Origin of the sequence: Microbacterium ulmi, assembly GCF_011759705.1 — a bacterium.
In the GTDB taxonomy this organism is placed as follows: Bacteria; Actinomycetota; Actinomycetes; order Actinomycetales; family Microbacteriaceae; genus Microbacterium; species Microbacterium ulmi.
In genome coordinates this window covers 252,137-274,801 of record NZ_JAAOZF010000001.1, presented here as the reverse complement: position 1 = coordinate 274,801, position 22,665 = coordinate 252,137, and the positions used below count along the sequence as shown (strand labels likewise).

The 22,665-nt window shown below is 63.5% G+C and carries 24 protein-coding genes and 2 pseudogenes; 16 read left to right on the top strand and 10 right to left on the bottom strand.

Annotation, left to right across the window (positions count from 1 at the left end; all coding sequences use genetic code 11):
* Window positions 1–110: 110 nt before the first annotated feature.
* Window positions 111–475: pseudogene (locus tag FHS08_RS01300) on the bottom strand (tyrosine-type recombinase/integrase); the annotation flags it as partial.
* On the opposite strand from FHS08_RS01300, the pseudogene FHS08_RS01295 reads away from it, so the two are divergent.
* Window positions 474–1,147 (top strand): annotated as a pseudogene (locus FHS08_RS01295) (IS481 family transposase); the annotation flags it as partial. The pseudogenes FHS08_RS01300 and FHS08_RS01295 sit on opposite strands and share 2 nt — an antisense overlap.
* Here the strand turns inward: FHS08_RS01295 and FHS08_RS01290 are convergent.
* Window positions 1,144–1,524 carry a (deoxy)nucleoside triphosphate pyrophosphohydrolase gene (locus tag FHS08_RS01290; protein WP_341800399.1) on the bottom strand — a complete coding sequence of 127 codons (381 nt, stop codon included), beginning with the start codon at window positions 1,522–1,524 and terminating at the stop codon, window positions 1,144–1,146. The pseudogene FHS08_RS01295 and the gene FHS08_RS01290 sit on opposite strands and share 4 nt — an antisense overlap.
* Window positions 1,525–1,541: 17 nt before the next feature.
* Window positions 1,542–2,510, bottom strand: a complete 969-nt coding sequence (locus FHS08_RS01285; RefSeq protein WP_167034757.1) for an SRA domain-containing endonuclease — start codon at window positions 2,508–2,510, stop codon at window positions 1,542–1,544.
* A gap of 320 nt (window positions 2,511–2,830) precedes the next feature.
* Between FHS08_RS01285 and FHS08_RS01280 the strand changes: the two genes are divergently transcribed.
* From FHS08_RS01280 to FHS08_RS01270, 3 genes are all read left to right on the top strand, one after another.
* Window positions 2,831–3,151 carry a MazG-like family protein gene (locus FHS08_RS01280; protein ID WP_167034755.1) on the top strand — a complete coding sequence of 107 codons (321 nt, stop codon included), beginning with the start codon at window positions 2,831–2,833 and terminating at the stop codon, window positions 3,149–3,151.
* The gene (locus tag FHS08_RS01275) at window positions 3,138–4,889 is read left to right on the top strand and encodes a DUF2075 domain-containing protein (RefSeq protein ID WP_167034753.1); all 1,752 of its coding nucleotides are present in this window, start codon (window positions 3,138–3,140) and stop codon (window positions 4,887–4,889) included. The genes FHS08_RS01280 and FHS08_RS01275 overlap by 14 nt, the downstream gene beginning before the upstream one ends.
* A gap of 157 nt (window positions 4,890–5,046) precedes the next feature.
* A complete protein-coding gene (locus tag FHS08_RS01270; RefSeq protein WP_167034751.1) occupies window positions 5,047–7,077 on the top strand; it encodes a hypothetical protein in 2,031 nt (676 codons plus the stop codon).
* A 65-nt stretch (window positions 7,078–7,142) separates the two neighbouring features.
* On the opposite strand, the gene FHS08_RS01265 is transcribed toward FHS08_RS01270, so the two are convergent.
* Window positions 7,143–7,940 (bottom strand): hypothetical protein, encoded by a 798-nt coding sequence (locus FHS08_RS01265; protein ID WP_167034749.1) that lies wholly within the window; start codon window positions 7,938–7,940, stop codon window positions 7,143–7,145.
* Between the two features lie 526 nt (window positions 7,941–8,466).
* Here FHS08_RS01265 and FHS08_RS16680 point away from each other — a divergent pair.
* From FHS08_RS16680 to FHS08_RS16670, 3 genes are read left to right on the top strand one after another with little or no spacing between them, the layout of a single operon-like run.
* A complete protein-coding gene (locus FHS08_RS16680) occupies window positions 8,467–9,537 on the top strand; it encodes a relaxase domain-containing protein (RefSeq protein WP_243847186.1) in 1,071 nt (356 codons plus the stop codon).
* Window position 9,538: 1 nt separating this feature from the next.
* Window positions 9,539–10,528, top strand: a complete 990-nt coding sequence (locus FHS08_RS16675) for an AAA family ATPase (RefSeq protein ID WP_341800283.1) — start codon at window positions 9,539–9,541, stop codon at window positions 10,526–10,528.
* Window positions 10,492–11,109, top strand: coding sequence for a hypothetical protein (locus FHS08_RS16670; protein WP_243847184.1), 618 nt, complete (start codon window positions 10,492–10,494; stop codon window positions 11,107–11,109). The genes FHS08_RS16675 and FHS08_RS16670 overlap by 37 nt, the downstream gene beginning before the upstream one ends.
* Window positions 11,110–11,275: 166 nt before the next feature.
* Here FHS08_RS16670 and FHS08_RS01255 read toward each other — a convergent pair whose 3' ends face one another.
* The 3 genes from FHS08_RS01255 to FHS08_RS01245 all read right to left on the bottom strand — a co-directional run bounded on the left by FHS08_RS01255 (window position 11,276) and on the right by FHS08_RS01245 (window position 14,187).
* Window positions 11,276–11,956, bottom strand: coding sequence for a hypothetical protein (locus tag FHS08_RS01255; protein WP_167034747.1), 681 nt, complete (start codon window positions 11,954–11,956; stop codon window positions 11,276–11,278).
* A gap of 279 nt (window positions 11,957–12,235) precedes the next feature.
* Window positions 12,236–12,865 carry a DUF4276 family protein gene (locus tag FHS08_RS01250; RefSeq protein WP_167034745.1) on the bottom strand — a complete coding sequence of 210 codons (630 nt, stop codon included), beginning with the start codon at window positions 12,863–12,865 and terminating at the stop codon, window positions 12,236–12,238.
* Complete coding sequence (locus FHS08_RS01245) at window positions 12,862–14,187, bottom strand: AAA family ATPase (protein ID WP_167034743.1); 1,326 nt, start codon at window positions 14,185–14,187, stop codon at window positions 12,862–12,864. Before FHS08_RS01245 ends, FHS08_RS01250 begins: the two co-directional genes overlap by 4 nt.
* A gap of 55 nt (window positions 14,188–14,242) precedes the next feature.
* On the opposite strand from FHS08_RS01245, the gene FHS08_RS17040 reads away from it, so the two are divergent.
* Window positions 14,243–14,377 (top strand): hypothetical protein, encoded by a 135-nt coding sequence (locus FHS08_RS17040; RefSeq protein ID WP_279587795.1) that lies wholly within the window; start codon window positions 14,243–14,245, stop codon window positions 14,375–14,377.
* 59 nt (window positions 14,378–14,436) lie between these two features.
* Here the strand turns inward: FHS08_RS17040 and FHS08_RS01240 are convergent, their stop codons facing one another.
* Both FHS08_RS01240 and FHS08_RS01235 read right to left on the bottom strand, forming a co-directional pair.
* Window positions 14,437–15,288: a hypothetical protein gene (locus tag FHS08_RS01240; RefSeq protein WP_167034741.1), complete on the bottom strand. Its 852-nt coding sequence runs from the start codon at window positions 15,286–15,288 to the stop codon at window positions 14,437–14,439.
* A complete protein-coding gene (locus FHS08_RS01235) occupies window positions 15,285–15,977 on the bottom strand; it encodes a nuclease-related domain-containing protein (RefSeq protein WP_167034739.1) in 693 nt (230 codons plus the stop codon). The genes FHS08_RS01240 and FHS08_RS01235 overlap by 4 nt, the downstream gene beginning before the upstream one ends.
* A 342-nt stretch (window positions 15,978–16,319) precedes the next feature.
* Between FHS08_RS01235 and FHS08_RS01230 the strand changes: the two genes are divergently transcribed.
* From FHS08_RS01230 to FHS08_RS17190, 7 genes are all read left to right on the top strand, one after another.
* A complete protein-coding gene (locus FHS08_RS01230) occupies window positions 16,320–16,706 on the top strand; it encodes a hypothetical protein (RefSeq protein WP_167034737.1) in 387 nt (128 codons plus the stop codon).
* On the top strand, window positions 16,703–17,335 hold the full coding sequence (locus FHS08_RS01225; RefSeq protein WP_167034736.1) for a hypothetical protein: 633 nt from the start codon (window positions 16,703–16,705) through the stop codon (window positions 17,333–17,335). Before FHS08_RS01230 ends, FHS08_RS01225 begins: the two co-directional genes overlap by 4 nt.
* 102 nt (window positions 17,336–17,437) lie before the next feature.
* A complete protein-coding gene (locus FHS08_RS01220; protein WP_341800282.1) occupies window positions 17,438–18,697 on the top strand; it encodes a hypothetical protein in 1,260 nt (419 codons plus the stop codon).
* A complete protein-coding gene (locus tag FHS08_RS01215) occupies window positions 18,697–20,085 on the top strand; it encodes an SNIPE associated domain-containing protein (RefSeq protein WP_167034734.1) in 1,389 nt (462 codons plus the stop codon). The genes FHS08_RS01220 and FHS08_RS01215 overlap by 1 nt, the downstream gene beginning before the upstream one ends.
* Window positions 20,086–20,410: 325 nt before the next feature.
* Window positions 20,411–20,707, top strand: coding sequence for a hypothetical protein (locus FHS08_RS01210; protein ID WP_167034732.1), 297 nt, complete (start codon window positions 20,411–20,413; stop codon window positions 20,705–20,707).
* 26 nt (window positions 20,708–20,733) lie between these two features.
* The gene (locus FHS08_RS16665; protein ID WP_243847182.1) at window positions 20,734–20,997 is read left to right on the top strand and encodes a hypothetical protein; all 264 of its coding nucleotides are present in this window, start codon (window positions 20,734–20,736) and stop codon (window positions 20,995–20,997) included.
* Window positions 20,998–21,106: 109 nt separating this feature from the next.
* Entirely contained in the window at window positions 21,107–21,322 is a 216-nt protein-coding gene (locus FHS08_RS17190) for a nuclease-related domain-containing protein (protein ID WP_249934607.1), read from the top strand.
* Window positions 21,323–21,633: 311 nt separating this feature from the next.
* Here FHS08_RS17190 and FHS08_RS01200 read toward each other — a convergent pair whose 3' ends face one another.
* Complete coding sequence (locus tag FHS08_RS01200) at window positions 21,634–21,879, bottom strand: hypothetical protein (RefSeq protein WP_243847180.1); 246 nt, start codon at window positions 21,877–21,879, stop codon at window positions 21,634–21,636.
* Between the two features lie 116 nt (window positions 21,880–21,995).
* Here FHS08_RS01200 and FHS08_RS01195 point away from each other — a divergent pair, with 116 nt between their 5' ends.
* A complete protein-coding gene (locus FHS08_RS01195) occupies window positions 21,996–22,610 on the top strand; it encodes a helix-turn-helix domain-containing protein (RefSeq protein WP_167034730.1) in 615 nt (204 codons plus the stop codon).
* Window positions 22,611–22,665 lie beyond the last annotated feature (55 nt).

Below are 22,665 nucleotides of genomic sequence, written 5' to 3'. Positions count from 1 at the left end.
GCGGATTCGACGGCCTTCACGGAGCGTCGTTCGATGCCTCAGAACGACGAAATCGAGCATTTCTGGCGTCCTGAGCCTCGTCGAAAAGTTGGGCAGTCTGCTCTCTGGCGTTACGTCGGTCGGGCGTAGCGCGTCTGCGGACCCGCCGGCAGCGCCACGAGCGGCATGGCCTCGTTGAGGCGCGATGCGACGGCATCCAGATCGTCGTCGAAGAGGTCCGCGTAGGTGTCGAGCGTCATGGCCGCCGACGCGTGCCCCGCATCCGCTGCACGGCCTTCACGTTGGCGCCGGAGCTGATCGCGAGCGACGCGGCGGTGTGGCGGAGGTCGTGAGGAGTGAGCCGCGGGATCGACGGATCGAACGCCTGCGCACGCCGGACCGCGTTCGCGAACCAGCCCTTGCTGCCCGAGTTGCGCATGTGATTGACCCCATCGCCGAACAGCAGTCCCTCGGGCCCCTTGCCGGCGCACGGCTGCCGGTTGAACAGGCTCTCCCATGTCGATGTGAAAACCGGCGAACCGGCCCGCCGCTACGAGCACGAAACGCCGGGCGCGCTGATCCATGTCGACGTGAAGAAGCTCGGCAACATCCCCGTCGGCGGCGGCTGGCGGTTCGTCGGCCGCCCCCAAGGCGAACGGAACCGCGCGGTCACCGCGAAGCAGACCGGAAAGCGCGGCATCGCCGGCGACATGATCACAGGCACAGCCTTCGTCCACACCGTCATCGATGACCATTCCCGCGTCGCCTACGCGGAGATCCACGACGACGAACGCGCCGAGACCGCCACCGGCGTCCTCCAGCGCGCCGTCTCCTGGTTCGCTGACCGCGGCGTCCGCGTCGAACGAGTCCTCTCCGACAACGGCTCGCCTACCGCTCGCATGCCTGGCAGGCCACCTGCGCAGAGCTCGGCGTCACACCCAAGCGCACCCGCCCCTACCGACCGCAGACAAACGGGAAGATCGAACGGTTCCACCGCACCCTCGCCGACGGCTGGGCCTACGCGAAGCACCACAACTCTGAGTCAGCCCGCCGCGCCCCACTCCCAGCCTGGCTGCACTTCTACAACCACCACAGGCCCCACACCGCCATCGGAGCACTCCCGCCCATCAGCCGCATCTCAAACAACCTGGCTGGGCACTGCACCTAGCCGGTTCGAAGATCCGAGCGGACACGTTCGACCGCGGGGACGTCCGCCGGCGCCCACTCCACAGAAGAGAGCTCGTCCGGCGTGAGCCAGCGAAGCGCCGCGTGCTCTGTGCGCTGCGGAGTTCCGCAACGGAGTTTGCAGTAGTAGGTGGTCAGCGTCACGACCCCGAACTCGTAATCGTGAATCGTCGTAAGGATCTCCTCGCCGACTCTGATGTCGACGAGCAACTCCTCGCTAATTTCGCGAGCGAGTGCCTCTTGCGGGGACTCACCGTCCTCGACCTTTCCACCGGGGAACTCCCACATGTTGGGCAGGCTTCCGCTCGACCCTCGCTTCGCGGCGAGCACACGTTCGTCGCTCACGATGACCGCGCCCACCACGTTGAATCGCCGTGTCACTGGTGGAGCCGTTCTCCTCGCTGTGGGGTGTTGGGCGGCTCAAGCACGAAGGTTGTCTGCTCGCGGAAGGCAAGCCCAAGTCCGGCATCGCGGAGAAGATCCCGGAGGTCAGCGGTGGGGCGTTCGGGAAGAAGGACCGAACAGTGTAAGTCGTCGACGTGCACGTGTCGGCGGTAGTCGTAGAGCTGGCCGACCGCCATACGGAGGTCTGAGCGGCCGGCGATCGCCTTCGCTTCGTAGAGGGTGTGATCGGCCTCGTCGTAGATGTCGGTGAGGAGCCGGGTGCGCTCGGCGGGGAGGTTGATCGCCCACCGAGTGAAGGTGTGCCCGACTCGATGTGCAATGAACTCGTCGACAAGTTGCGACTCGCGCCGCACCGCCAGGCCACCCGCGCGATCCGCCGTCTCGAAGAACTCGGTTGAGTTGATCTCGACGGGAACAGAGATGGCGTTCGGTTCGCGCGTCACTCCGGAGTATCCGACGAGCTCAACGACGTCATCGGGGATCACGCTCACCGGCAGCAGCCGGAAGACGAGGACTGTGCGAAGCGCTCCGCTCCGATCGAGCGCTGGCATGCGCTCAAATGGCACGTCGGGATCAAGGATGAACTCGCCGATGTATCGCTGGAGCTTCGTGCTCGATCCCGCCACGACGCCCGCTGCGCTGAACGCGTGGAGGGAGCGCCCTTTTGCGGTGTGGGTCAGGATCGGTGAGTTGCTGCCACTGAGCTTCTGGTCCCCATCGCGGCCCGCGCCCGTGTAGTGGAACACCGTGCCGTCCGGGGAGAAACCGTCATAGACGTAGCCGAACTGTCTGCCCTCGGCGGGGTCCGTGAACACAAAGACGGAGTTGGACGTGTTGCTCGGAACGATGCCGCCAGACTGAACGCTTCCGCCATACTCCACCACGAGGTCTGCACGTGTGACGATGTCACCTGCGCGGAGGCTGAAGGCGGGCGATGGCACGTGATCAACCTATCGATCAGATCGAGTTGGCGGCTAGGATCCTTCCGCAAGCGAGGGCCACGACGACGAGCTCGAACGCCCGCGTACGATAATCCGCTCCAGTTGTCGGGCGGACACTGTCGTACGTTGATATCCCCGGACGGACGGGTGGCGGGAATCGCTGGAGTTTGCGTGCCGGCGCAACCCATAGTTCCCGGGGTTCCGCCACGCAGCTCCCTCCCATCGGCCTGCTCGCCTTGCTGCAACGCTTGGAGAGCGGGGTTGGCATCGGGTTGACGACAGGGCGGAGTCCGCGCCACCCGTCCTGATACGGTCGCACCGTGACGAGTGAGCAGGTTCGGAAGGCGTTGGAGGAGTTCGTTCGAGAGCGTGACTGGGCGCAGTTTCACACCCCGGCCAACCTCGCCAAGAGCATCGCCATCGAGGCGGGCGAGCTGCTGGAGTGCTTCCAGTGGAGCGACGATGCCGACATGCAGCAGATGCGAGCCGAGCTCGCCGACGTCGTGACCTACTGCACGCTGCTCGCCGCGCGGCTCGGGGTCGACCTCGACGAGATCGTGCTTGAGAAACTTGTCGCGACTGGAGAGAAATACCCGGCCGATCGGGCCCGGGGACGGAGCACGAAGTATGACGCCCTTTGAGATCGAGCGCCTGAACTTCACGTCAGGTGCGATCTCGGGCTGGGTGGCTGGCGACGAGCGCCGCAGAAACTGGCCCGTCGTCTATGTGCTTGATGGTGCCGACTCGGCTGGCGCCGGCGCCGTCTACGTCGGTGAGACGGTCAACGCCGCTGCGCGCATGCGCCAACATCTCGCGAACCCTGCCAAGAACGCATTCCGGAGCGTGCGCGTCGTCATCGACGACACCTTCAACAAGTCGGCGTGCCTCGATCTGGAGTCTCATCTGATCCGCTGGCTCGCCGGCGACGGACAATTCACGGTGATGAATGGCAACGAGGGGATCATCGATGCTCGGTACTACGAGCGGGACCTCTACCGGGAGAGTTTCCGCGACATCTTCGACAAGTTGCGATCAGACGGAATCTTCCAACGCAGCATCCCTGAGATCGAGAACAGCGACCTCTTCAAACTATCGCCGTTCAAAGTGCTCACGCCGGAACAAGCAATCGCCGTCGAGGACATTGTGGAAGGACTCCTTGCCGACCTCGACAACGGAGCGTCGTCCGCGAGCGTGATCGAGGGACAGCCCGGGACGGGCAAAACCATCGTCGCAATCTTTCTGATGAAGCTCCTCGCAGACATCCGCGACCACAGTGATGCAGACGAAGTCGAACCAGACTCGATGTTCGCCGACTTCTTCGTCCCCGACAATCGCGAGCTACTCACGGGCCTTCGGATCGGGTTCGTCGTGCCTCAGCAGTCCTTGCGCGAGTCCATCAAGCGTGTGTTCAAGAAGACACCGAAAGTCACGGAGGCACAGATCCTGACGCCTTTCGACGTCGGGGCATCGGATCATCAGTGGGATCTGCTGATAGTCGACGAAACTCATCGCCTGAACCAGCGCGCGAACCAGTCGTCGGGTGTAAACAACAAGCGATTCATCACGATCAACGAAAAGCTCTTTGGCGCTGACGATCCATCGAAGACACAGTTGGACTGGATCCGCGCTCAGAGTCGGCACCAAATCTATCTGCTCGACGTCGAGCAGACCGTACGGCCGGCTGACCTGCCTCAGAGCGCTCTCCGATCCCTCGTGGACGAGGCAAGATCGACACATCGCCGGTATCCGCTGTCCACCCAGATGCGCGTGCGTGCAGGCGCCGACTATGTGCAATTCGTTCGGGACGTTCTGCGGGGAGAGTCCAACGCGACCGAGCGCCCGGACTTCGGTGACTATGACCTGAGGTTCTTCGACAACCTCGCGGCGATGCGGCGCGAGATCTTCGACCGCAACGACGAGCACGGCCTCGCCCGCCTGATCGCCGGCTACGCATGGGAGTGGAAGAGCAATCGCGACAAGGAAGCGTTCGATATCGAGCTCGATGGCGTGCGCCTTCGCTGGAACAGCCAAGCCAAGGACTGGATCAATAGCCCGGCGTCCATTCACGAGGTCGGGTCGATTCACACTGTCCAGGGTTACGACCTCAACTACGCAGGCGTCATCATCGGCAACGACCTCCGCTACGACCCGCACTCGCGACGGCTCTTCATCGATCGCGACTCGTATCGCGATGCCAAGGGCAAAGAGAACAACAAGCAACGCGGCATCGTCTACTCGGATGACGATCTGCTTGAGTTCATCCGAAACATCTACGGAGTTCTGCTTACCAGGGGCATGCTTGGCACGTACGTGTACGTGTCCGATCCGGCACTTCGCGAGTACATTGCGGCCGAGATTGGGGCCCACAACACCGGATAGCTGTGACTTGGACGCCCAGCGGCCTGATTCGTCGTGGAACTCAATTACATTTCCCACTGTATCGACGAGCACCTCGCGCCACTGTCGGTTTGGCGAAAGCGCGTGGATCCGGTAGGCCGCGTGCTTGCATGGCCATGTGGGAAGGTATCGTCCACCTATGGAAACAGAGAGCGAAGTGCTGCCTTGGTTGGCCAGAGTCGGTGCGGTACCCACTCTCCCGAGCCCAACCGGAGGGTGGCGAGATCAGCTCATTCGTTTACTGGAGTGGCTGAACCAGTCCGGGCCGCTTCCAAGAGACACGACCTTCGCGAACCCCGGGTCAGCCACGCAATACACCTTGGGGCAATACGCGAATCAGCTGGCGCCTTTCGATCTCCTGACCAGGACGCCCGAACGCCAGGTTGAGGTTGGGAAATTCGGTCGCGAGTGGTTGAAAGACCCCGCCCCGGATCTTCTACTGCGCCAGATCCACGCGAGAGCAAAGTTCGTGGGCGAGCTCCTCTCCGCCATCCGCGATCGACCGCGCGAAATGATCGAATTGCACGACCTGGCGAACGACGAGTACGGACTCGATTGGCGCAGCCGGGACCAGGTCAGACGACGGATGACTTGGCTCATGTCGCTGGGGTTCGCGGAGCGGCTTTACAACAACTTCTATGCGATTACGGACAGTGGCCGAGAGGTTCTCTCAGATCTGCCCTTACATGTGATCGACGGCCACGACGAGAGCGACCAGTCAGCTCGGCTGCCACTGCCGGCGTCCGGGCCGGCGATAGAAGCCCTGGTCATGACCCTTGCCGCGGACCCGAGAATCGACGAAGTCCGCCGCCGTGGGCTCGGCTACCTTCCGGCCAATCCTGACAGCCCAGTTGAAAAGTCGATCGCTGCCCTCACTGAGCTCGCGGTCGACCCGATCTCGATTGACGGCTTCGTTTCAAAGACTCGCGTGACATTCGACCTGAGCGACAGTAGTGCCAAGTCTTCGCTCGGGACTCTCCGGGGCTGTGGGCTATTCGAGCCGACAGGTCGATTCACCTTTGTCGCCAGTACTGTCGCTCGTGAGTGGCTCGAATCCGGATCCGCGATCGACCTGGTGCGAATCCTTCACGCCAAGACGTTCCCTGTGGGCGAAGTGATCCGTCTGATCGACGAGGCGAACCGTGCCCCAGCGTTGGCCCTGGCGATCAATGCGCGATATGGCGACGGAAGCACATCCGCGCTCGCCGTAGCGCGGATCCTTCCCTTCCTGCTCGCAGTCGGTGCGATCCGTGAGATCGGGTATGCGCGGTATGCCAGCACTGCGCTTGGGCGCGAGCTAGCCGATTCGCTTCCGCTTCGCCGCACTGCCATCGACGGCATGGACGAGTCCTCCACGCCGGCCGTCGCCGGTGAACCTCGGCCAACTGCGGAAGAGCTCGCTGGGGAGTTGGAGGCAGCAGGCACACGATCGGAGCAGCCGCAACGACTTGAGCGGGCGGTCGCTGCTGCACTGAACTACCTGGGGGCGACTGCCAAGATTGTCGGAGGTCCCGGGAACACCGATGTCTTGGCTGAGATCGGCACCCAACCGGCAGAGAGAATCGTCGCCATCATCGATGCCAAGTCGTCGATTCACGGTGTCGTTAGCGAGAACGCTGTCAAGCTCGATGCCATCGAAGAGCACAAGCGCAAGCACGGAGCATCGCTTGCGGCAATCGTGGGACCCAGCTTCGCTGGGCGGCTGGCGAGCTGGGCGACAGACAAGCAGATCGCGCTGATCACGACCGACTTCCTCGCATCGCTCGTACGTCGACATGCCACGACCCCGCTCGGACGAGCAGACCTCCAGAACCTTCTCGAAGGCCATGACGGTCATGAGGCCCTTATCCGATCTGTGTCTCTGCAGAGCGCGACAGCGGGACTGGTGGGGATCGTCCTGACCGTCCTGTTGCGCGAAGCCGAAGAGAACGACCCCAACGTCACTGCGGGACTTGATCTCGACGGAATGTACCGCGCCATCCGCGATCAGTTCGCAATCAAAGCCGACAAGCAAGATCTCCGAGTCGCTGCTGATCTTCTAGCATCCCCACTCGTCGCGGGCGTCGCTCTCCGCGGAAACCATTACCTCGCGGTTGAGCCGGCAACTACGATTGCTCTTCGGCTTTCGACGCTCGCATCGTCGCTGGAAGGAATCAACCAAGTCGACTGATTGCGCGGCGGCCGGCCCAGGACCACGCAAGGATACGGGAGACACTCAGAGCTGGAGCAACCCCGTCACGGTTGAGAGTGGGGCTGCTCCTGTGGAGTGTGGTCCTTCTGCCATCTCCTTACGAACTTGCTTCGAGCCAACTCCTCATCCGCCAGCAGTCCGGTAGAAGCGGCGTCGAATGCGGCGAGCACGGTCTTCTTAGTGATTTCAAGGAGCCGGAATGTGGCGAGATCGCCGAGTTGGACGACAGGCGCGAACTGGTCCCAGCCCGACCCAGTCGAGACGATCGCGAGGCTGTCGCTGTATCGGAGATTCCGCTCTTCCAATGAGGGTTCTGAAGCGCCCACCAGCTTGGCGATCCGCGTTTGCTGTTGCCTTGCGTCGGCGGCGTCTTGGAAGACGCCGTATGAATGTGCGTAGTAATTGCGGAGTGCGGAGATTGCATTGAAGCCGAACGCGTTTAGCTTGAATGGCTGCCGAAGAGCCGTGCTGTAGAACTGCTCGGCGCTCCCCCACCGCCACGCCTTGCGGTCCTTGAAGACGACTTCTTCTGGGGAGAGAAAGAATGTCGCCGCGATGTGTGCCAGTGTGTACTCCGCGAGAGCGACTGCTCGAACGACAAGCATGATACCGAGATGCTTCTTGACCTCATCATCAGTAGTTGGCACGCGGCTGTGCATCACTGAATCGACGTCACCCTCGTCAGCGTCGTAGGCGTAGTTGCCATAGGTCTTCGCGTCGTCCCACGCCTGTTCGAGCGCCTGTGGAAGTCCGAGCAACACTAATCGCTGGAATCCCAGGATCTCGCCGTAGCGCTTTTCAAACGTGAACTTGAGATCGTAGAGATCGGGTTGTAGGGACACGCTTGCAGCGTATCCGGGACCGGACGCGCTGCACCTTCTCGCGACCGAGCGTCCCAGGCACGAAGACTGACGTCCGCCCGCAAGCCAGTCGACTCGTTCTTCGTGCGTGGTCTGAGGGCCACGAGCGCGGCGACGTCCAGATGGCGACGCCGAGCGGCGTTCGAGTCGAGCACAAACGGCCCCAGCAACGCTCCAGCAACGAACGGGACTGGCAGTACCGCCGACGACGGCGCTTGATCGAAAGGAGGAGGGGCTGGCCATCCAGCGGCGGTCCTAGGCCGACGCTGACCCCGCGTTCGAAGGACAGAGAGACAACACCAATGCACAGGCACCCACAGTGGACGACGCCCTTTGAAGCCGCTTTGCTACAGCTACCTGCAACGCAGAAAAATACCTGGATAGCTGCCAAAACCTAGCCTACTCTGGCGCAATGCGAGGGGGCCTTGAGCGTTGGAAGAGAGGGGTTGAATCACGCGGGATTCGGCACGCGATCTCGTACGCTCTCGAGGGCACGTGCGACGCCCACATGCCCCACTCAACGGGCGTCGACGCGCTCGAGGCGTATGGCGCAGCATCCGATTCAACCGTCTCTCGGTTCATCGTCGACAACGGCGTCATCAGGACTGGCCAACGCACGGCCGGCGGTCTCCGCGTCTGGATCACCGGGCACGATCCCATCACCGGCGAGGAACGAGGGCACCAGCGGCTGACCCCCGACGCCGACCTTCTGCTCGACGGGACGCTCAACCATCCGAAGTCGTACAGCATCGCCGCGCTGCTGCATCCGGAACTCGCTGCCGAGTTCGAAGCGCTGCAAGATCGGCTGCGTGAGCGCATCCTGCTCACCTGGCAGACCGAGCTCAACGCGCGGCGCGGGCATGGTGGGCTCGTCCGCGAGGAGATCACGCGCATCGAGGTCGTCGAGCTGCAGCACCGCCGATCCCGGGCGCTCGACCCGCACATCCACCGCCACCTCTGGCTGAACATCAAGGTGCTTGGCGCGGACGGCAAGTGGTCGAACCTCGACTCGCGCGTCGCGATGAAGTTGCACACCGTCGTCAACGCCGAAGGCGAGCTCGCGGCCCGCACAGATCCCGCGTGGATCGCCGCTCTTGCGCGCCATGGGTACAGACTCGACGACTCGGGCGAGATCACCGAACTCGCCAGCGCCGTCCGCCCGCTCTCGCGCCGGTCGGCGCAGATCGAGGCGAATCGCGCGCGCCTGATCGGGGAGTGGTCGGCGGGCCACGCCGGATCGGCGCCGAGCGCAGAGGTGCTGCAACAGATCGACCGACGCGCGTGGGCGGTGGCGCGACCGAACAAGCCGGCCGATCTCGATGAGGCGTCTTGGGAGGCGCGCGTCCGTGACGAGATCGCAGCGATCGACCCGCGTCTGACTACGCCTCGCGCACCTATTCCTGTTGCTGCAACACACCTGCGGGCCGTCGACCTCGATCTGTTTGCCGCACAAGCGGTCGTCGACGCGGGCGAACGGTCCACCTCATGCGGCAGGAGGTTCAGCATCTTCGACATCCGCGCGGGCGCACTGCGCACTATCCCGCACGGGCGTCGTTGCGGAGCGCGATCGGCTCGATAGCGTGATCGCCGAGATCACAGAGCGCGCGACGGGTGCCGTCTACCAGCTCGTTGCAGACGATCCGCCGGCGCACGTGAAGGCGTTCATGGCGACCGAAACCGTTCGCGCCAAGGTGCGCCTCGCCGGCCGGTTGGACGTGCTCGCCCAACCGGGGCGCTCCCTGTTGCCGAGCGAGTTGCACCGGTTCGCACCGAACGAGGATCTGTTGGAACTGGATGCGTCGCAAAGCGTTGCCGCGAGCGCCGTCGCCGGCACGGACGGGCTCGTGACGGTGACCGGCTCCGCAGGCGCGGGCAAGACGACGATGCTCCGCGCTACGTTCGCGGCGCTCACGTCGCAACAGCGGCGGATGCTCGTTGTTGCTCCCACGCGAAAGGCGGCATCGGTGGCGTCTCGCGAGGTCGGAGCCGCGGCATCCAGTATTCATGCCCTGCTCTCGGATCACGGCTACCGATGGGGCACCGACGAGGCTGGCGCGAAAGTGTGGACCAGGCTTCGAGTGGGAGAAGTCGATCCCAACGCGGGCACTGTATACGGCGGACCAACGCAGTACGTGTTGCGTTCTCGCGACCGGATCGTCGTCGACGAAGCCGGGATGCTCGACCTGCAGACCGCGAACGTCCTCGTTGACCTCGCGATCGAGCAGGGGGTCGGGCTTGCGTTCGTTGGTGACCCGCACCAGGCGCTGCCGGTCGGGCATGCGGGTGCGATGGGTTCGGCGATTCGGCACGCGAACGCCGCGGTTGAGCTCGACACGGTGCAGCGATTCCGCGATCCCGAGTACGCGGCGCTCACGCTCCGGTTGCGAGCTGCGAGTGATCGCGAGCATGCGCTGGCAGTTGGCGGTGAGCTGGCGGAACGCGGCGACGTCGAGCGGGTCGATCATCACGATGCGGCGCGTGAGCGGATGATCGACGCGTACTTCGAGTGGCACGCGCGCGGCAAGCGGGTGCGTTGGCTTCCAGTAGCAATGCTGAAGCGGATGCGATAAACGAAGCCATCCAGCAGCGGCGAGTCGATCAGGGCGAACTTGACGTTCGCGTCGTCGCGTGGGGAATGGGAGAGCAACGGATCCTCGTCGGCGACACCATGCAGACCCGTCGCAACGACCGGCTCACGGGAGTCGAGAATCGCGCGCAGTGGATCGTGCGCGGCATCCGCGACGAGTACGTGTCGCTTGTCTCCGTGAGCGACAGCGGCGAACTGCGGCGAGTGTCTGCCGGGTATGCGCGCGAGCACCTACAGCTCGCGTATGCGTCCACCGTCCACGGCGTGCAGGGCGACACCGCCGATGCGTCGGTGGTCGGGCCGGATGTGGATGCCGCGGGACTCTATGTCGGCCTCACGCGCGGTCGGCTGAGCAACGTCGCAATCGTGGTCGCGCGGACGGATGCCGCGGCCCGCGACTGCCTCGCCGAGTCGATGCAGCGCGGCACTCCGGAGCCGACGATCCAGGATGCTGTGCGCGCTGCCCAGGCGGAGATGCGACGCGCGGCGCGGAACCGGGAGGCGGCGACGGCAACCGGGCCGGTGGTTGGGGCGCCGAGTACGGGGCGCGCGATCGGGATGTAAAGGCGCTTGGTTGGCGAGCGTTCAACGAGAAGAAGCTCCGGCGGGATCTACGGGCTATCGGGGTAGATCTCCGCCTCGCGCACAGAATCTCCTGGCTTGTTGCCGCGAGGGCCCGGCATGCGCGCGGGACGACCGGTGCCAGCAAGCGATGCCAGCTACGCGCGAGTCAGACTGCGAGTCCGCGACCTCTCCCCTCCAGCCAACTCGTGACCTGCGACTTGAACGGGTGAAGGCGGCGATATGCGTCGCGAGCAAATGAGACTTGCCAATCAAGGTCGTTCTGCCGAAGTTCCGCGTGGATGTGGATGTAGTTCCGGGCAGTGTAAAAGCCCGCGATCTCACTACCCATATCCCCATCGATCATCCCCAGCGCGACTGCCGCTGCAACCTTGCTATCGAAGCGAATCTTCGACTCTTGGGTTCGTCTGGTCGCTTGCACTGCGCCCACGATCGCGCCAGCATCCGCCGCGTCGAGATTGCGAATCTTGTCCATGACGTGGCCCGGGAGCGGTCGCTCGACGAGCGTCCGGTACTCGAACAGTCGTCGAACCTCCGGCTCATCCGCCGCCTCGGTGAACAATAGATGGTGGATCAGAGCTTCGTAGATGGAGGCGTACTGCTGGACCTGCAGCTGAACCTGCGCCTGTAACGCCCAGTGTTCGCTGATCCGCAGACCCTCCCATAGCTTGTAGAGGTATCTGGCTGCGTAAAACTCCTGCCCGATCCGTCGACGAAGGTCAATGTCGCTGACGAAGCCGAAATAATGCACGTGCCAGTCGATGTCTCCCGGCAGGTCCTGGCGCGCATAAACGACTGCTTCGCTTCGAACCGGCTCGCTTAGGGGCATTGAGTTCCTTCCATTTGTGGCTCTCGAGAGTCTGACAAGTGAGCCGTCAATCTAAGGTGAGGAGCCCGGAGCCTTCGCGGGGCCAACAGCTCGAATTGCGGATCGCTCCCCGGACCCGCGTACGTCCAAGCCCCCTGGGCAAGGCCAGTCAACCCGCGCCGCGAGGGATATGCCTGGCAGTCATCCGAGCGTGGGCGGGAAGAACGTGTGTCACCCACATCCGTCACATTCCCTGGGAATGTGGATAGGTTCTGGGACGCCCCGAACTAGGACCCACGTTCAGGCCATCGCCTGACACTGTGTCGCGTAGCTGGGATGCCCCACCGTATGGAGGAAGTGACGGAAGCTCCGACTGTTCGCGGCGATGCGCAGGACATCCGCCTTCTCGAAGGTCCTTTTCGAGTCCTGCCTCTTGTCGTAAGTGACGTTCGATCCTCGCAGCGCCCGCTTCAACTGGTCCAGGGCCGCGATGCGGTCTGCCCTATCTGGCGAGACGGCGCGTTCGACCGCCGCGGTCACGTTGAATCGGCTTGGTTGCGCTCGCAACGCGTCCAGGTCGGCAACTACCCAATTCTCGAAGGCGCGGTCCTTCATGACCACTGCAAGGTCGAACGAGAAGTGACATGCGTCTCGGATTGCATCTTCGATCTGACGCGCCAGTTCGCCCGCAGGCTCAGAGCGCTCCTCCCGATCCAACACGACGACGACCAGGGTCACCCTCTTCTCAGCCAGTAGCTTGAAGGCCGTCTTACACTCTCGCGCGATCTTCGCAGGTGGTCCGTCGGGCTGAACCTTCAACAAGATCGGGTGCAGGAACGAGGCGCCAGTAGCGTCGCGAAGCTGTTGGTAAAGCGTCGGAAGCGCACCCCATTCGCTTTCGCCCTCGGTGATTATGGCGATCTTCCTCACTCGTCTTCCTCTTCCGCCCCGACTTCCACAAAGCCTCGCGGCACCGCTTCTGTAAAGAGGCCACTGTCGTAGACCTCGAACGTGGAAAGCCGCCCAGAGACGAGACCATCCGCCAACTCCGGGTCAATGCCGATGAATTGGCGCAACTGACTGTGGCCCCTCCGCATCCACATCAGTTGGACCACCTCGGGGTCGATGTAATCCAGTACCACCTGTGAATGCGTCGTAAACAGGATTTGCTTGTCGGTGGCCTTGGCAAGGTCGAGCACCTGACGAAGAATCCAAGGATGAAGTGCGTTTTCCGGTTCCTCGATGATGAGCAGCGTGGCTCGGCGGTCAAATAATGCCACGAGTAACGCGAACGTCTGAATAGTCCCGTCTGAAACCTCAGAGGCGTTCCACGCGCGCCCAACTCCTGCCTCGCGGAACTGCACAGCTAGTCGCCGATCTTCGGTGGGTATCGTCGTGATCGATTGCAGCCCAGGGACGACCGCCCTCATCGCAGATTCGATCTTCGACCAAGAGTCGCTGTCTCGTCGTCGGAGATTGTGCGCAGCTCCAGGGAGATTCTCTCCATGTCTGCCCAGTTCTGCATTTGGTGTCGCCACCCCGGAAGAGCGCGACAGATGTGGCGATAGCTGGAACACACGAATCTGTTCGACGTGGTCCGCCATGAGCGACGCCACATTCATGAATCGCAAGAAGTCTGTGGATAGCTCCGTGGGGCCAGGCTTTCTCCCCCACTTCTCCCAGTCAAACTCCTTGTCGAGAAAGGGTCGGAACATCACAGTCACGTCGGGGCGCCTCAGGCCGCTCGAACGCACGTTCCCCCACTGCGTGACGATACCATCGCGAGTTATTTGCACATCGAGTACCGGTTCGTCGTCAGCTGAGAACAGTTGTAGAGACTCATGGACCACTTCGAAATCAGCAAGCAACTTCTGAGAAGAAGCGCGAAAGCTGAAAGTGTGCCGCAACCGCAGGTCGAGGCCAGCAGGAAAGGGCTTGTCGTCGTGTCGACGCATGAAGTAGTAATTTCTGGAGCTTGACAGGTCGGCGGCGCTCATCGACACATCTACCTCAAATGAGACGGCCTTCTTCGCTCTCCGCGTCCTTCTGTATGCGACGTTCTCGTAGCCGCCCGCGCGACTGACGGCGAACTCCAGTCCGTGGCGGTAGGTGTCACCCAAGAACATGAGCGCGTCCACGAGGTTGCTCTTACCTGAACCGTTTGGCCCAGTGATCACGGACAGGTGATCCAGCCGGGCTTCAACGTCGTAAAGCGACTTGAACGTCGATACGCGGACCCGCTGAATCTCCATGCGCCTACTCTGGCATCCCCGAGGCTCCCGCGACGCGCGCGAAGCCTTACACCTGGTGGACGACTACCCCGTCGAGAACCCGTGCACGAGCATCGAGGCCTCACCTACCTCAAGATGGTCGGGTGCCCAGTACGCGCTCTTCGCTGCCATCTACGCCGACGACTCGATCACCGATCTGATGAACGAGTAGCCGGATGGGATCTCGCGAGCACGAGTCGGCCCCGCTCGCGCGCCGCGCCCGATCGAGGATCATGACCGGCCTTCGGCAGGGAATTCCCTGACTCGCGCGCAATACCTCACGAGCTCGATGCCCAGGTCGGTGAGGGCGAACTCCCCCTTGTTCTCACGCAGCGGCACGAAGGTTGGCCCAAAGCCCGCTCGCATCATACCGGACATGTAGAGGTCGTTGAGCTGGCGGCCGATGATCTCAAAAGACCCCGCGTCGGCGACACCAAGTACCTGCTTGTAGACATCGTGCAGGGAGAACTTCTCACCGAGTTCAGGATGGGCGAGCGCGTATCGCCGCGGGTCGTTAACGAGCTGGAGGAACTCGACCTGCTCAGGCTCAAACTGGACCAAGAGTCTCATCAGAGTGCGCTCGAGAAGGGGCGGACGCTGCGTCCAAGACCCGCTGTGCGCGACTCCCGCCTCAATCTGATTCAGCTTCGTCGCGTCCGTGGTCTCCTGCGCCGCACGTGACGCGCGCACCAAGGACTGATAAAACTGCCCATCCCCAACCACGCCGTCGACCCGCAGGTTTGTGAGGTGGGCAAGGGAGTCGACGACTTCGGCCATCCGCGCGAGCCATGCTTCCATCTCGCGCTGACTCACCGCTTGAACGGCCGACTGGAACGTCGTCGATAGCGCAGAGCCGATCAGCGGCAACACGCCGAGGGCGACAGCCGCGCTGGTGGCCACCACTGTGTCAGTCGTGGATTCGCGTGGCAGGGTTAGCCGCAACTCGCGCGCTTGCTCATCGTCACTCGCGATCGCTCGTTCATACCCCCATCCTGGAGCTGATGCGGCGAGTTGAAGGATCGGATTACGCGGCAACGTCCCTCGCGCTTCATTGCCCGAACGGGATCGAACGACCGTCGTCACCCGAGCAGCGTCGAGTAGGCATTGATCGCGAACGTTCCCGCGATCGTGAGGATTCCGAGCAGAGTAGCGGTCGCCCACGCGACGCGCACGCGATGCGCCAGGGTAACCTTGCGGCGGAGGTCGGCGGATGCTGCTTCGTCCACCTCGGGCGCGCGCCCGTGCCCGCCGTCCCAAGACTCCCGGCGGGTGACGGCCGCGGTGATGCGGCCGCGGGCCTCGTTGTCGAGCGTGGTGGGGAGGCGGTTCAGCCATCGGACGAGTTCGGTGTCGCGGAGCACGGCGACATCAGTTGGTCGCTCGCGGATGGTGATGCTGCGGGGACCGACGAGAACTATCGTGGGGTGGGCGTCGATCTGTACACCTGCCGCTGCGGTCACCCGATGGGAGACTCGTTGCGCTTCGTAGCGAGAGTTGCACAGATAGTCGGTCTTCTGCCCGTTGACGAGCAGCCGCTTGCTGGCCACCCAGATGCGGGCGTCCTCGTGGAACTTCGTGTTGATCGTGAAAACGCCGGCGGGACCCAGAAGGACATGGTCGACATCGCTTCCGCGGCCACCGACAGGTACGGAGTACAGCACCGTCCAGTCCGGGCCGAGCTTCGTCAGCTGCGCTGCGACCCGCAGCTCACCCAGAGCCCCGAGGTACCACGGCCGCGAGTCCACCGAAAGCGGCGATCGGCCGACCGCCATCGCGAACCCCGACCGCGCGGGACCGCCGCCTGCGCTTGCAAGCACGCCGCGATGACGGCGGCAGCGGGATGGCGCCAAACGTGTCAGATGCGTCGGACGCGGTCACCGTCCGCACGTGGATGGCCAGCGAGACACGCTGGTCGGGCGCCCCGAGTTCGTCGTCTGGCTCATTCACGCGTTCGCAGCACCGGTCATGTCCGCGGGCTGTCCGAGGACTTTGCCAAACAAGGCTCCGCATTTCACTACGACGTGATTGATTCGAACGGGGAGGCGCGTGGCTATTGCAAGCCCGTCGTCGCCAGCCGCTATGTTCGTCTCGCGAGGTCTCTGGGGAGGACCATCATGACAGACGACGCTGCTGACGTTCTCGTGGTTCGCGGGGAGAACCCGGAGCCCGACGACGGCTGGCCTTGGTACCTGACGGACTACGAGATCGCTTACATCCGTGAGTGGAACGTGCGCCCGCCGCGGAGTGGCTCTTGGGTAGCTACCAAGGATGCCGAGCATCGCCTTGAGACTGAAGCTGACGGAGTGCGTCAGCGCAGGGGGGTGGTGACGTCCGAACCCTGGGGACGACGGCGCGTAGGGCACCCATGGGCATGGTTCGTCGCATCGGCGGTGCTCGTTCTGGTCGGCGTGGTGGCGGGGACGGGTGCCGTCCTGACGCTGCAGGAACAGCACGCGCTGTCGCAGCGAACCGACGAGATTCGAAATGAGATCAGCGAATGACTCACGGACACGACCCGGATCGCTGGGAACTCGTCTTCGCGTCCGCGGAGCGCAAGAAGTGGCGCGGAATGACCCGACGTGTCGCTCTTGGGATGGTTGTCGTTTCGGCGCTCGCCTGTCTCGCCGCCGTCGGATTCCTCGTGATCGAACGCAACCAGCTCGCGGCAGCGCAGGCGGAGCATTCGGTCATGACGGCGCTCGGAGAGAAGCATGACGAAGCGGTCGCGGCCGAGGAGGCGCGAAAGAAGAAGGCGCGGGCCGAGGCGAACGCGGCACGACTGGCTGCGGCGCAGGACGCCCGAGCGCGTCAGGAAGCGAACACTAAGGCACAGGCGGCGGGCTTCACACCGTCCCCGACTGCGGATAGTGAGGTGTTTTACAAGCACCTCGATGGGGACTGCAGCACGATGCTGGGGTGCGCTTGGCTGGGACTTGCCGTCGCTCGCGACTGCCCCTCAGGCGTCTACGTGGCTGCAAACCTCGAGTCCGCCGACGGCGTCGTTGTGAGCTACGCGAACGCGATCACGGGAGCACTCGATCCCGAGCATGCTTCGGCGGTCGAGCTGAAGTTCCCGCAGGGCGGAAGTGACGGCTACACCTACCGTGTGACCGACGCGCATTGCATGTAGAAGCGTCGACTGGTGGATACGTTGCTGTTCGTAATGGACCCCTCTTCGCCGATGGGCAAGCAGCAGGGAGCCCGACCTCCTAGACTCAGCGCAGATTAGAGCGTGGAGGGCAGTGTGGCACGTCGACGGGGTTTCTTCGCGGAGATTCAGCACCAGTCGCGACTGGCAGACCAAAGGCAGCAGGCTGCGTTACGCCAGTACGCGGCCGCGGAGCGACGGACGGAGCAGGCGCAACGTGCGGCTGAGCGGGCGAGGCTCGCCGCCGCTCGTGCTTCGGAAGCGGACCGAAAGCGGTTGGAGAAGGAGGCCGCCGACGCGCACGCGGCAGCCCGGATGGCGGAGACCGACGAGCTCAACGGGGACCTGAAGAGCAAGTACGAGATTCTGGACGGGCTCTTGAAGGCGACTCTCGATGTCGACGACTTCGTTGACTTGGAGAGCCTGCGCACAGTGGTCGTGCATCCTCCGTTCGCTCAAGAGAGCCTTCGAATGCCAGTCCCCGCGCCGGCTCCGATACCAGACCCCCCGCTCCCTATGAAGCAAACCCCTGAGGCAGTCACGGGGCTGTTCGGAAAAAAGAAGAAGGAAGCCGAGGCGCTCGCGGCGGTCGAGGAGCAATACGCAAAGGACTATTGGGTCTGGAAAGCGGCGGTCGACGCACTCCCGGAGCAGAGAGCCGCTCAGGATGCGCAGCACAAGCACCTGGAGAGAATGCGTGTCCAGGAGCTCGCGAAGGAACTCGCGACCTACGAGGCAGAATCCGCACAGCGGGAGGCCGACGCGCGAGAAAGCAACGAAGCTCTTGACCAGCTCATCGCAGGGTTGGGGTACGGCACCGTGGATGCGGTTCAGGAGTACGTCGGGATCGTGCTCGCCAACTCGGTGTACCCCGAGTGGTTCCCTGTCACTCACTCCGCGACCTTCGACCCGGCGGCGGCCGAGCTGACCATACGAGTCCTCATCCCCGGCCCGGACAAGATTCCCGCGACCAAGAACTATCGGTACACGAAGACCACAGACGAGATCACCGCTGTGGCCGCAACGCAGAAGGACACGAAAGACCGCTACAACGGCATCGTGCAGAACGTGGCGCTGCGTTCGCTTCATGAGGTGTTCGAAGCCGACCGGCGCGGACTGATCAGCAGCATCTCCCTCGAACTCGGCACCGAGACCACCAATCCGGCAACGGGCAAGCCCACCTACGTCCCGTTCGTGGCCGTCGCAACGTCGCGGGAACGTTTCGACGAGATCGACCTGTCAGCCGTCGTCCCTGCGCTGACCCTGGAGCATCTGGGCGCTGCCCTGTCGAAGAACCCACAGGGGCTGGTTCCGATCTCCACCAGCGGCGTTCGACGCACCTGATGTCGGCCTCGAATCTGACCTTCAACCCTCCTCCTGGTTGGCCGAAACCACCAACGGGATGGGTACCGCCTGCGGGTTGGACGCCAGATCCGAACTGGCCAGAGCCACCCACGGGGTGGGTCCTATGGATTCCGACGACCGATGCCTCGGCCGAAACCGCTGAACCCGTGCCCACTCCGCCGGCGAACAGCACCGAGGAGTCGGTAGCGATCGATTCGGCACCAACCGCTGCGAGCCGTGTCAGCTATCTGGAAGCGGAGAACGCAGCGCTCCAGGCGCAACTGTCCCAGTTGCGTGCCGACGACTACGTCGAGTTGAGCGACGCGCGAGTGCTCCAGGACGTCGGCATCTACCGCTACCACCACCCGCTCGAGACAGCCGCCGCCTACCGAGACCGCCTGACCGAACTAGAGTCGCGCATCGCAGACCTGGTCAAGTCTGGGCGAGCGATCATCAAGTCCGAGATGTTCACGTTCAACAACTCACTCGCGCAAGGACGCCGGATGACCGACGACCTGGCGAAACTGATGCTCCGGGCATACAACTCAGAAGCCGACAATTCCATTCGCTCACTCCGGCTCGGCAACGTCGTCACCTCGAAACGCCGACTGGAGGCCTCGCGCAACGCGATCGCCAAGCTGGGAAGCCTCATGGAGATGCGCATCAGCGACAATTTTCACAGCCTCCGCGTCGAGGAAGTTGAACTGACAGCGGACTGGCTCATGAAGAAGCAAGAGGAACGCGAGGCCGAACGCGACGAAAGGGCGCGTCTCCGTGAGGAACGTCGCGTGGAGAAGGAACTTGCGGAGGAGCGCGCCCGACTCGACAAAGAACGCGCACACCTGGCGAACATGCTCGACGCGCTCAGAGCCAAGGGTGAAGACGATCTCGGGCTCATCGCGCGGCTCAACGACGTTGACGCGGCGATCGCCCTGAACGACTACCGCGCCGCGAACATCCGCGCTGGATACGTCTACGTCATCTCGAACGAGGGCGCTTTCGGCCCTGACGTCGTGAAGATCGGGCTCACTCGCCGACTTGAGCCCAGAGAGCGGATCTATGAGTTGGGGGGCGCCTCAGTCCCATTCCGGTTCGACACCCACGCGCTGTACTTTTCCGAGGATGCCGTGTCGTTGGAGGCCGAACTGCATCGCCACTTCGCGGACCGGGCGCTCAACCGAGCGAACACGCGCAAGGAGTTCTTCTTCACCACTCCAGCCGAAGTGCGTGATGTGCTTCTCCAGAAGGTCGGCAACATCCTCGAGTTCCGCGAAGACGCTGAGGCCACCGAATACCGGCAATCCGTAGCGTTGTGGCCCGGCCAGTCCCAGAACGCCGTGGGTTCCGACACAGATCCCGACATTGCGTCGAGCTTCAACTCGTCGTGATGTTTCGCCCTCGGTCCGGCTCCCTACCGCGCTATGCACGAATAGGGATCGACTCCGATCCACTGCGTGCGAAACGTTGCGCGATAGCGGACCACGGTCGCGCCATCGGCCGAGACACCTCCGATATCGAGATCTCCGCCGGTATTGCCCTTCTTACGGAGAGGGCGTCTTGGTCACTTACGAGCAGGCCCACCACAACATCCGTCGTGTCCGCGGCCCCGCATCGACGCATTCGTGCCTAAACTGCGGCGACCCGGCAGCGCACTGGGCATATCGGAACACATAGCCAGTAGAACTTGAAGGGACTCTGCGAGGGAGTTCCAGCATGGTTCGCGACTCACCGGATCCGGCGGACTACGGCCCGCTCTGCGTGATGTGCCACCGGATCCGCGACCGCCAAATCGCCGTTGACGTGTGGAACTGGCGCGGTTACAGCGAAGACGAAGTCCACGCAGGAATGCTTGAGGACTTTCGGGTCGAACTCGAAGACTTTCGTGAGATCTGCGACGAGGAGGACTTGGACTACGAGGAACTTGAGCAACTCACGCAGAACTACATCAACAAGACCCGCCACACGATTCAGTTCGTGCACTGCTACCGACTCATGTTCGGCAATCTCTAGGCGAACCGGGCTGGTACGTTCGCGTCGTGACGCTGGAACTGGGGCCGGACGACAAACGCGTGCGGCTGCGGTACGCCGGGACGTGCCGGCTCTGCACCCGGCAGATTTCCGCAGGCGAGGAAGCGGTCTACGAGCGCGGCTCGAAAACCGTCCGCTGTATCGACTGCGCGGTCGAGGTCACGGGTGTGGACCCAGGCGAGGCTGGGGCCCCGCGCGACGCGAATACGAGCGCCGCCGAGACAATCGGGAACTGCGGATACGTACCGACTATCCGAAGCTCGGCGGGCTGATCCTCGCGCTCACTGATGACCCGCAGAGCACGAAGGCTTGGGAACGTGGCGCCGTCGGCGAAGAGCTCCTGGCGCGGCGTCTCACCAACCTGCCTGACACCTTCCGGTCCTGCATGACCGCCGCATCCGAGGCACCCGAGCGAACATAGACCACATTGTGATCGGCCCGCCTGGGGTCTGGGTGATCGACGCGAAGCGGTGGGTAAGCGTCCCGCGCTGCGGGTTGAAGGCGGCATCATCCGGCCGCGTGTGGAGTCTCTGCGTATCGGCGGACGGGACGGCACCAAGCTTGTCCAAGGTGTGCAGTCCCAGGTCCAACGAGTGACTGCGGCGCTCGGAGAAACCGTGCCTCCAATGACCGGCGTGCTGTGCCTTCTCGAAGCCGACTGGCCATTGATCGGCGGCTCCTTCTGCCTCGATGGTGTCCATGTTCTGTGGCCCGCCTGCTAGTCCAGCGCCTGATGGACGCGCCGCCGCAGCTAGTCGACGTCGACCTCATCCACACCCAACTCGCTCGCGCCTTTCCCAGCGCATAGTGCGGCCACCCGACTCGAGCCAGCGCTTTGAGCAAACCCCTACGAGGGAGCGGCTCCCGCTGGCCGCACGCTTTCGGATCGCGCCGTGCCTGCTTCCTGCTTAGACGCTGAGCTGCACCGCCCGTCGCGCCGCTTTCAGGCGTCGACGCCGAAGGCGCGCAGCAGCGGCACGCGGGGGGATCATCCGTCGCGGGCCGAGCTGGACCGTGGGGATCGTCCCGCTCTCGATGCCGAGCCGAGCCGTTCCGCGTCGCGCTCGCCGAGGCTTGATCGTGCGGTAGTCGACACCGACCAGCTTGGCGGCCTCCTCCATCGCCAGTGCGAGCGAGTTCGCGGACTTGTTCATTGCCTTCTCCTTCCCGTGAGCAATGCGTGACATCGCTTGTGCACACCGTACTCTCTTCGTGAGCAAAGCGCGACATGAATTGCTCACTTTGTCCGAGTCGTGGGACACTCGCTGGTGTGAGCGAGCTCTTCCTCGAAGCGATCGACCCCGAACGGATCCATGTCGGAGACGGCGTCCACATGCCGTCAAGATGGGATGCCGTCGCGACGGGCGAGCCCGACAATCTGGGTGCGATCCGTGTGGGCGTGGTCTACGACCAGCAGCTGCGACGGTCGGTCGCCGCATCCGTCCGAGTGGATCGGACGCGAGAGGGCGAGGAAGTCACCGCCGCCTCGCTGCGGGACGTGAGTGTCCTCCAGATCGTCCAGCGGTCTGCGCTGCAGTTGGTCACGGTGCAGCGCGGCGAGGGGCCGTCGATGAAGCTGAGCGAGTATCTCGCCGACGTGCGGGCACACGCATCGGATCGCGAGTACGGCGAGACCGTCCTTGAGGCGGTGAGGCTGTACCGGATCGCGACCACGGTGAACATCGCGCCGCTCAAGCTCGTTGCAGATCAGCTCGGCGTAAGCGTCAGCACGGCCACGCGGATGATGGCGCGGGCTCGCGAAGCCGGGCTCGCGGAGGACCTCATCACCCGCGAGACCTACAAGCGGATGCGCGCCGACGAAGAGCAGCGGACCCGCCCGCACCAGTTCCCGGGCTCTCCGTCAGGCCCCTCGCACGCGCACTGACGCCAACGACCCGCATCAAGCTGCATCTGTGCACATTGCCAAGCAATGCGCTTCG

Excerpts from the sequence above, each read along its gene's own strand:
- FHS08_RS01275 (WP_167034753.1), top strand. The coding sequence starts at position 3,138 with ATGACGCCCTTTGAGATCGAGCGCCTGAACTTCACGTCAGGTGCGATC.
- FHS08_RS01270 (WP_167034751.1), top strand. The coding sequence starts at position 5,047 with ATGGAAACAGAGAGCGAAGTGCTGCCTTGGTTGGCCAGAGTCGGTGCG.
- FHS08_RS16680 (WP_243847186.1), top strand. The coding sequence starts at position 8,467 with ATGCCCCACTCAACGGGCGTCGACGCGCTCGAGGCGTATGGCGCAGCA.
- FHS08_RS01255 (WP_167034747.1), bottom strand. The coding sequence starts at position 11,956 with ATGCCCCTAAGCGAGCCGGTTCGAAGCGAAGCAGTCGTTTATGCGCGC.
- FHS08_RS01245 (WP_167034743.1), bottom strand. The coding sequence starts at position 14,187 with ATGGAGATTCAGCGGGTCCGCGTATCGACGTTCAAGTCGCTTTACGAC.
- FHS08_RS01235 (WP_167034739.1), bottom strand. The coding sequence starts at position 15,977 with ATGGCGGTCGGCCGATCGCCGCTTTCGGTGGACTCGCGGCCGTGGTAC.
- FHS08_RS01230 (WP_167034737.1), top strand. The coding sequence starts at position 16,320 with ATGACAGACGACGCTGCTGACGTTCTCGTGGTTCGCGGGGAGAACCCG.
- FHS08_RS01225 (WP_167034736.1), top strand. The coding sequence starts at position 16,703 with ATGACTCACGGACACGACCCGGATCGCTGGGAACTCGTCTTCGCGTCC.
- FHS08_RS01215 (WP_167034734.1), top strand. The coding sequence starts at position 18,697 with ATGTCGGCCTCGAATCTGACCTTCAACCCTCCTCCTGGTTGGCCGAAA.
- FHS08_RS01210 (WP_167034732.1), top strand. The coding sequence starts at position 20,411 with ATGGTTCGCGACTCACCGGATCCGGCGGACTACGGCCCGCTCTGCGTG.
- FHS08_RS01200 (WP_243847180.1), bottom strand. The coding sequence starts at position 21,879 with ATGAACAAGTCCGCGAACTCGCTCGCACTGGCGATGGAGGAGGCCGCC.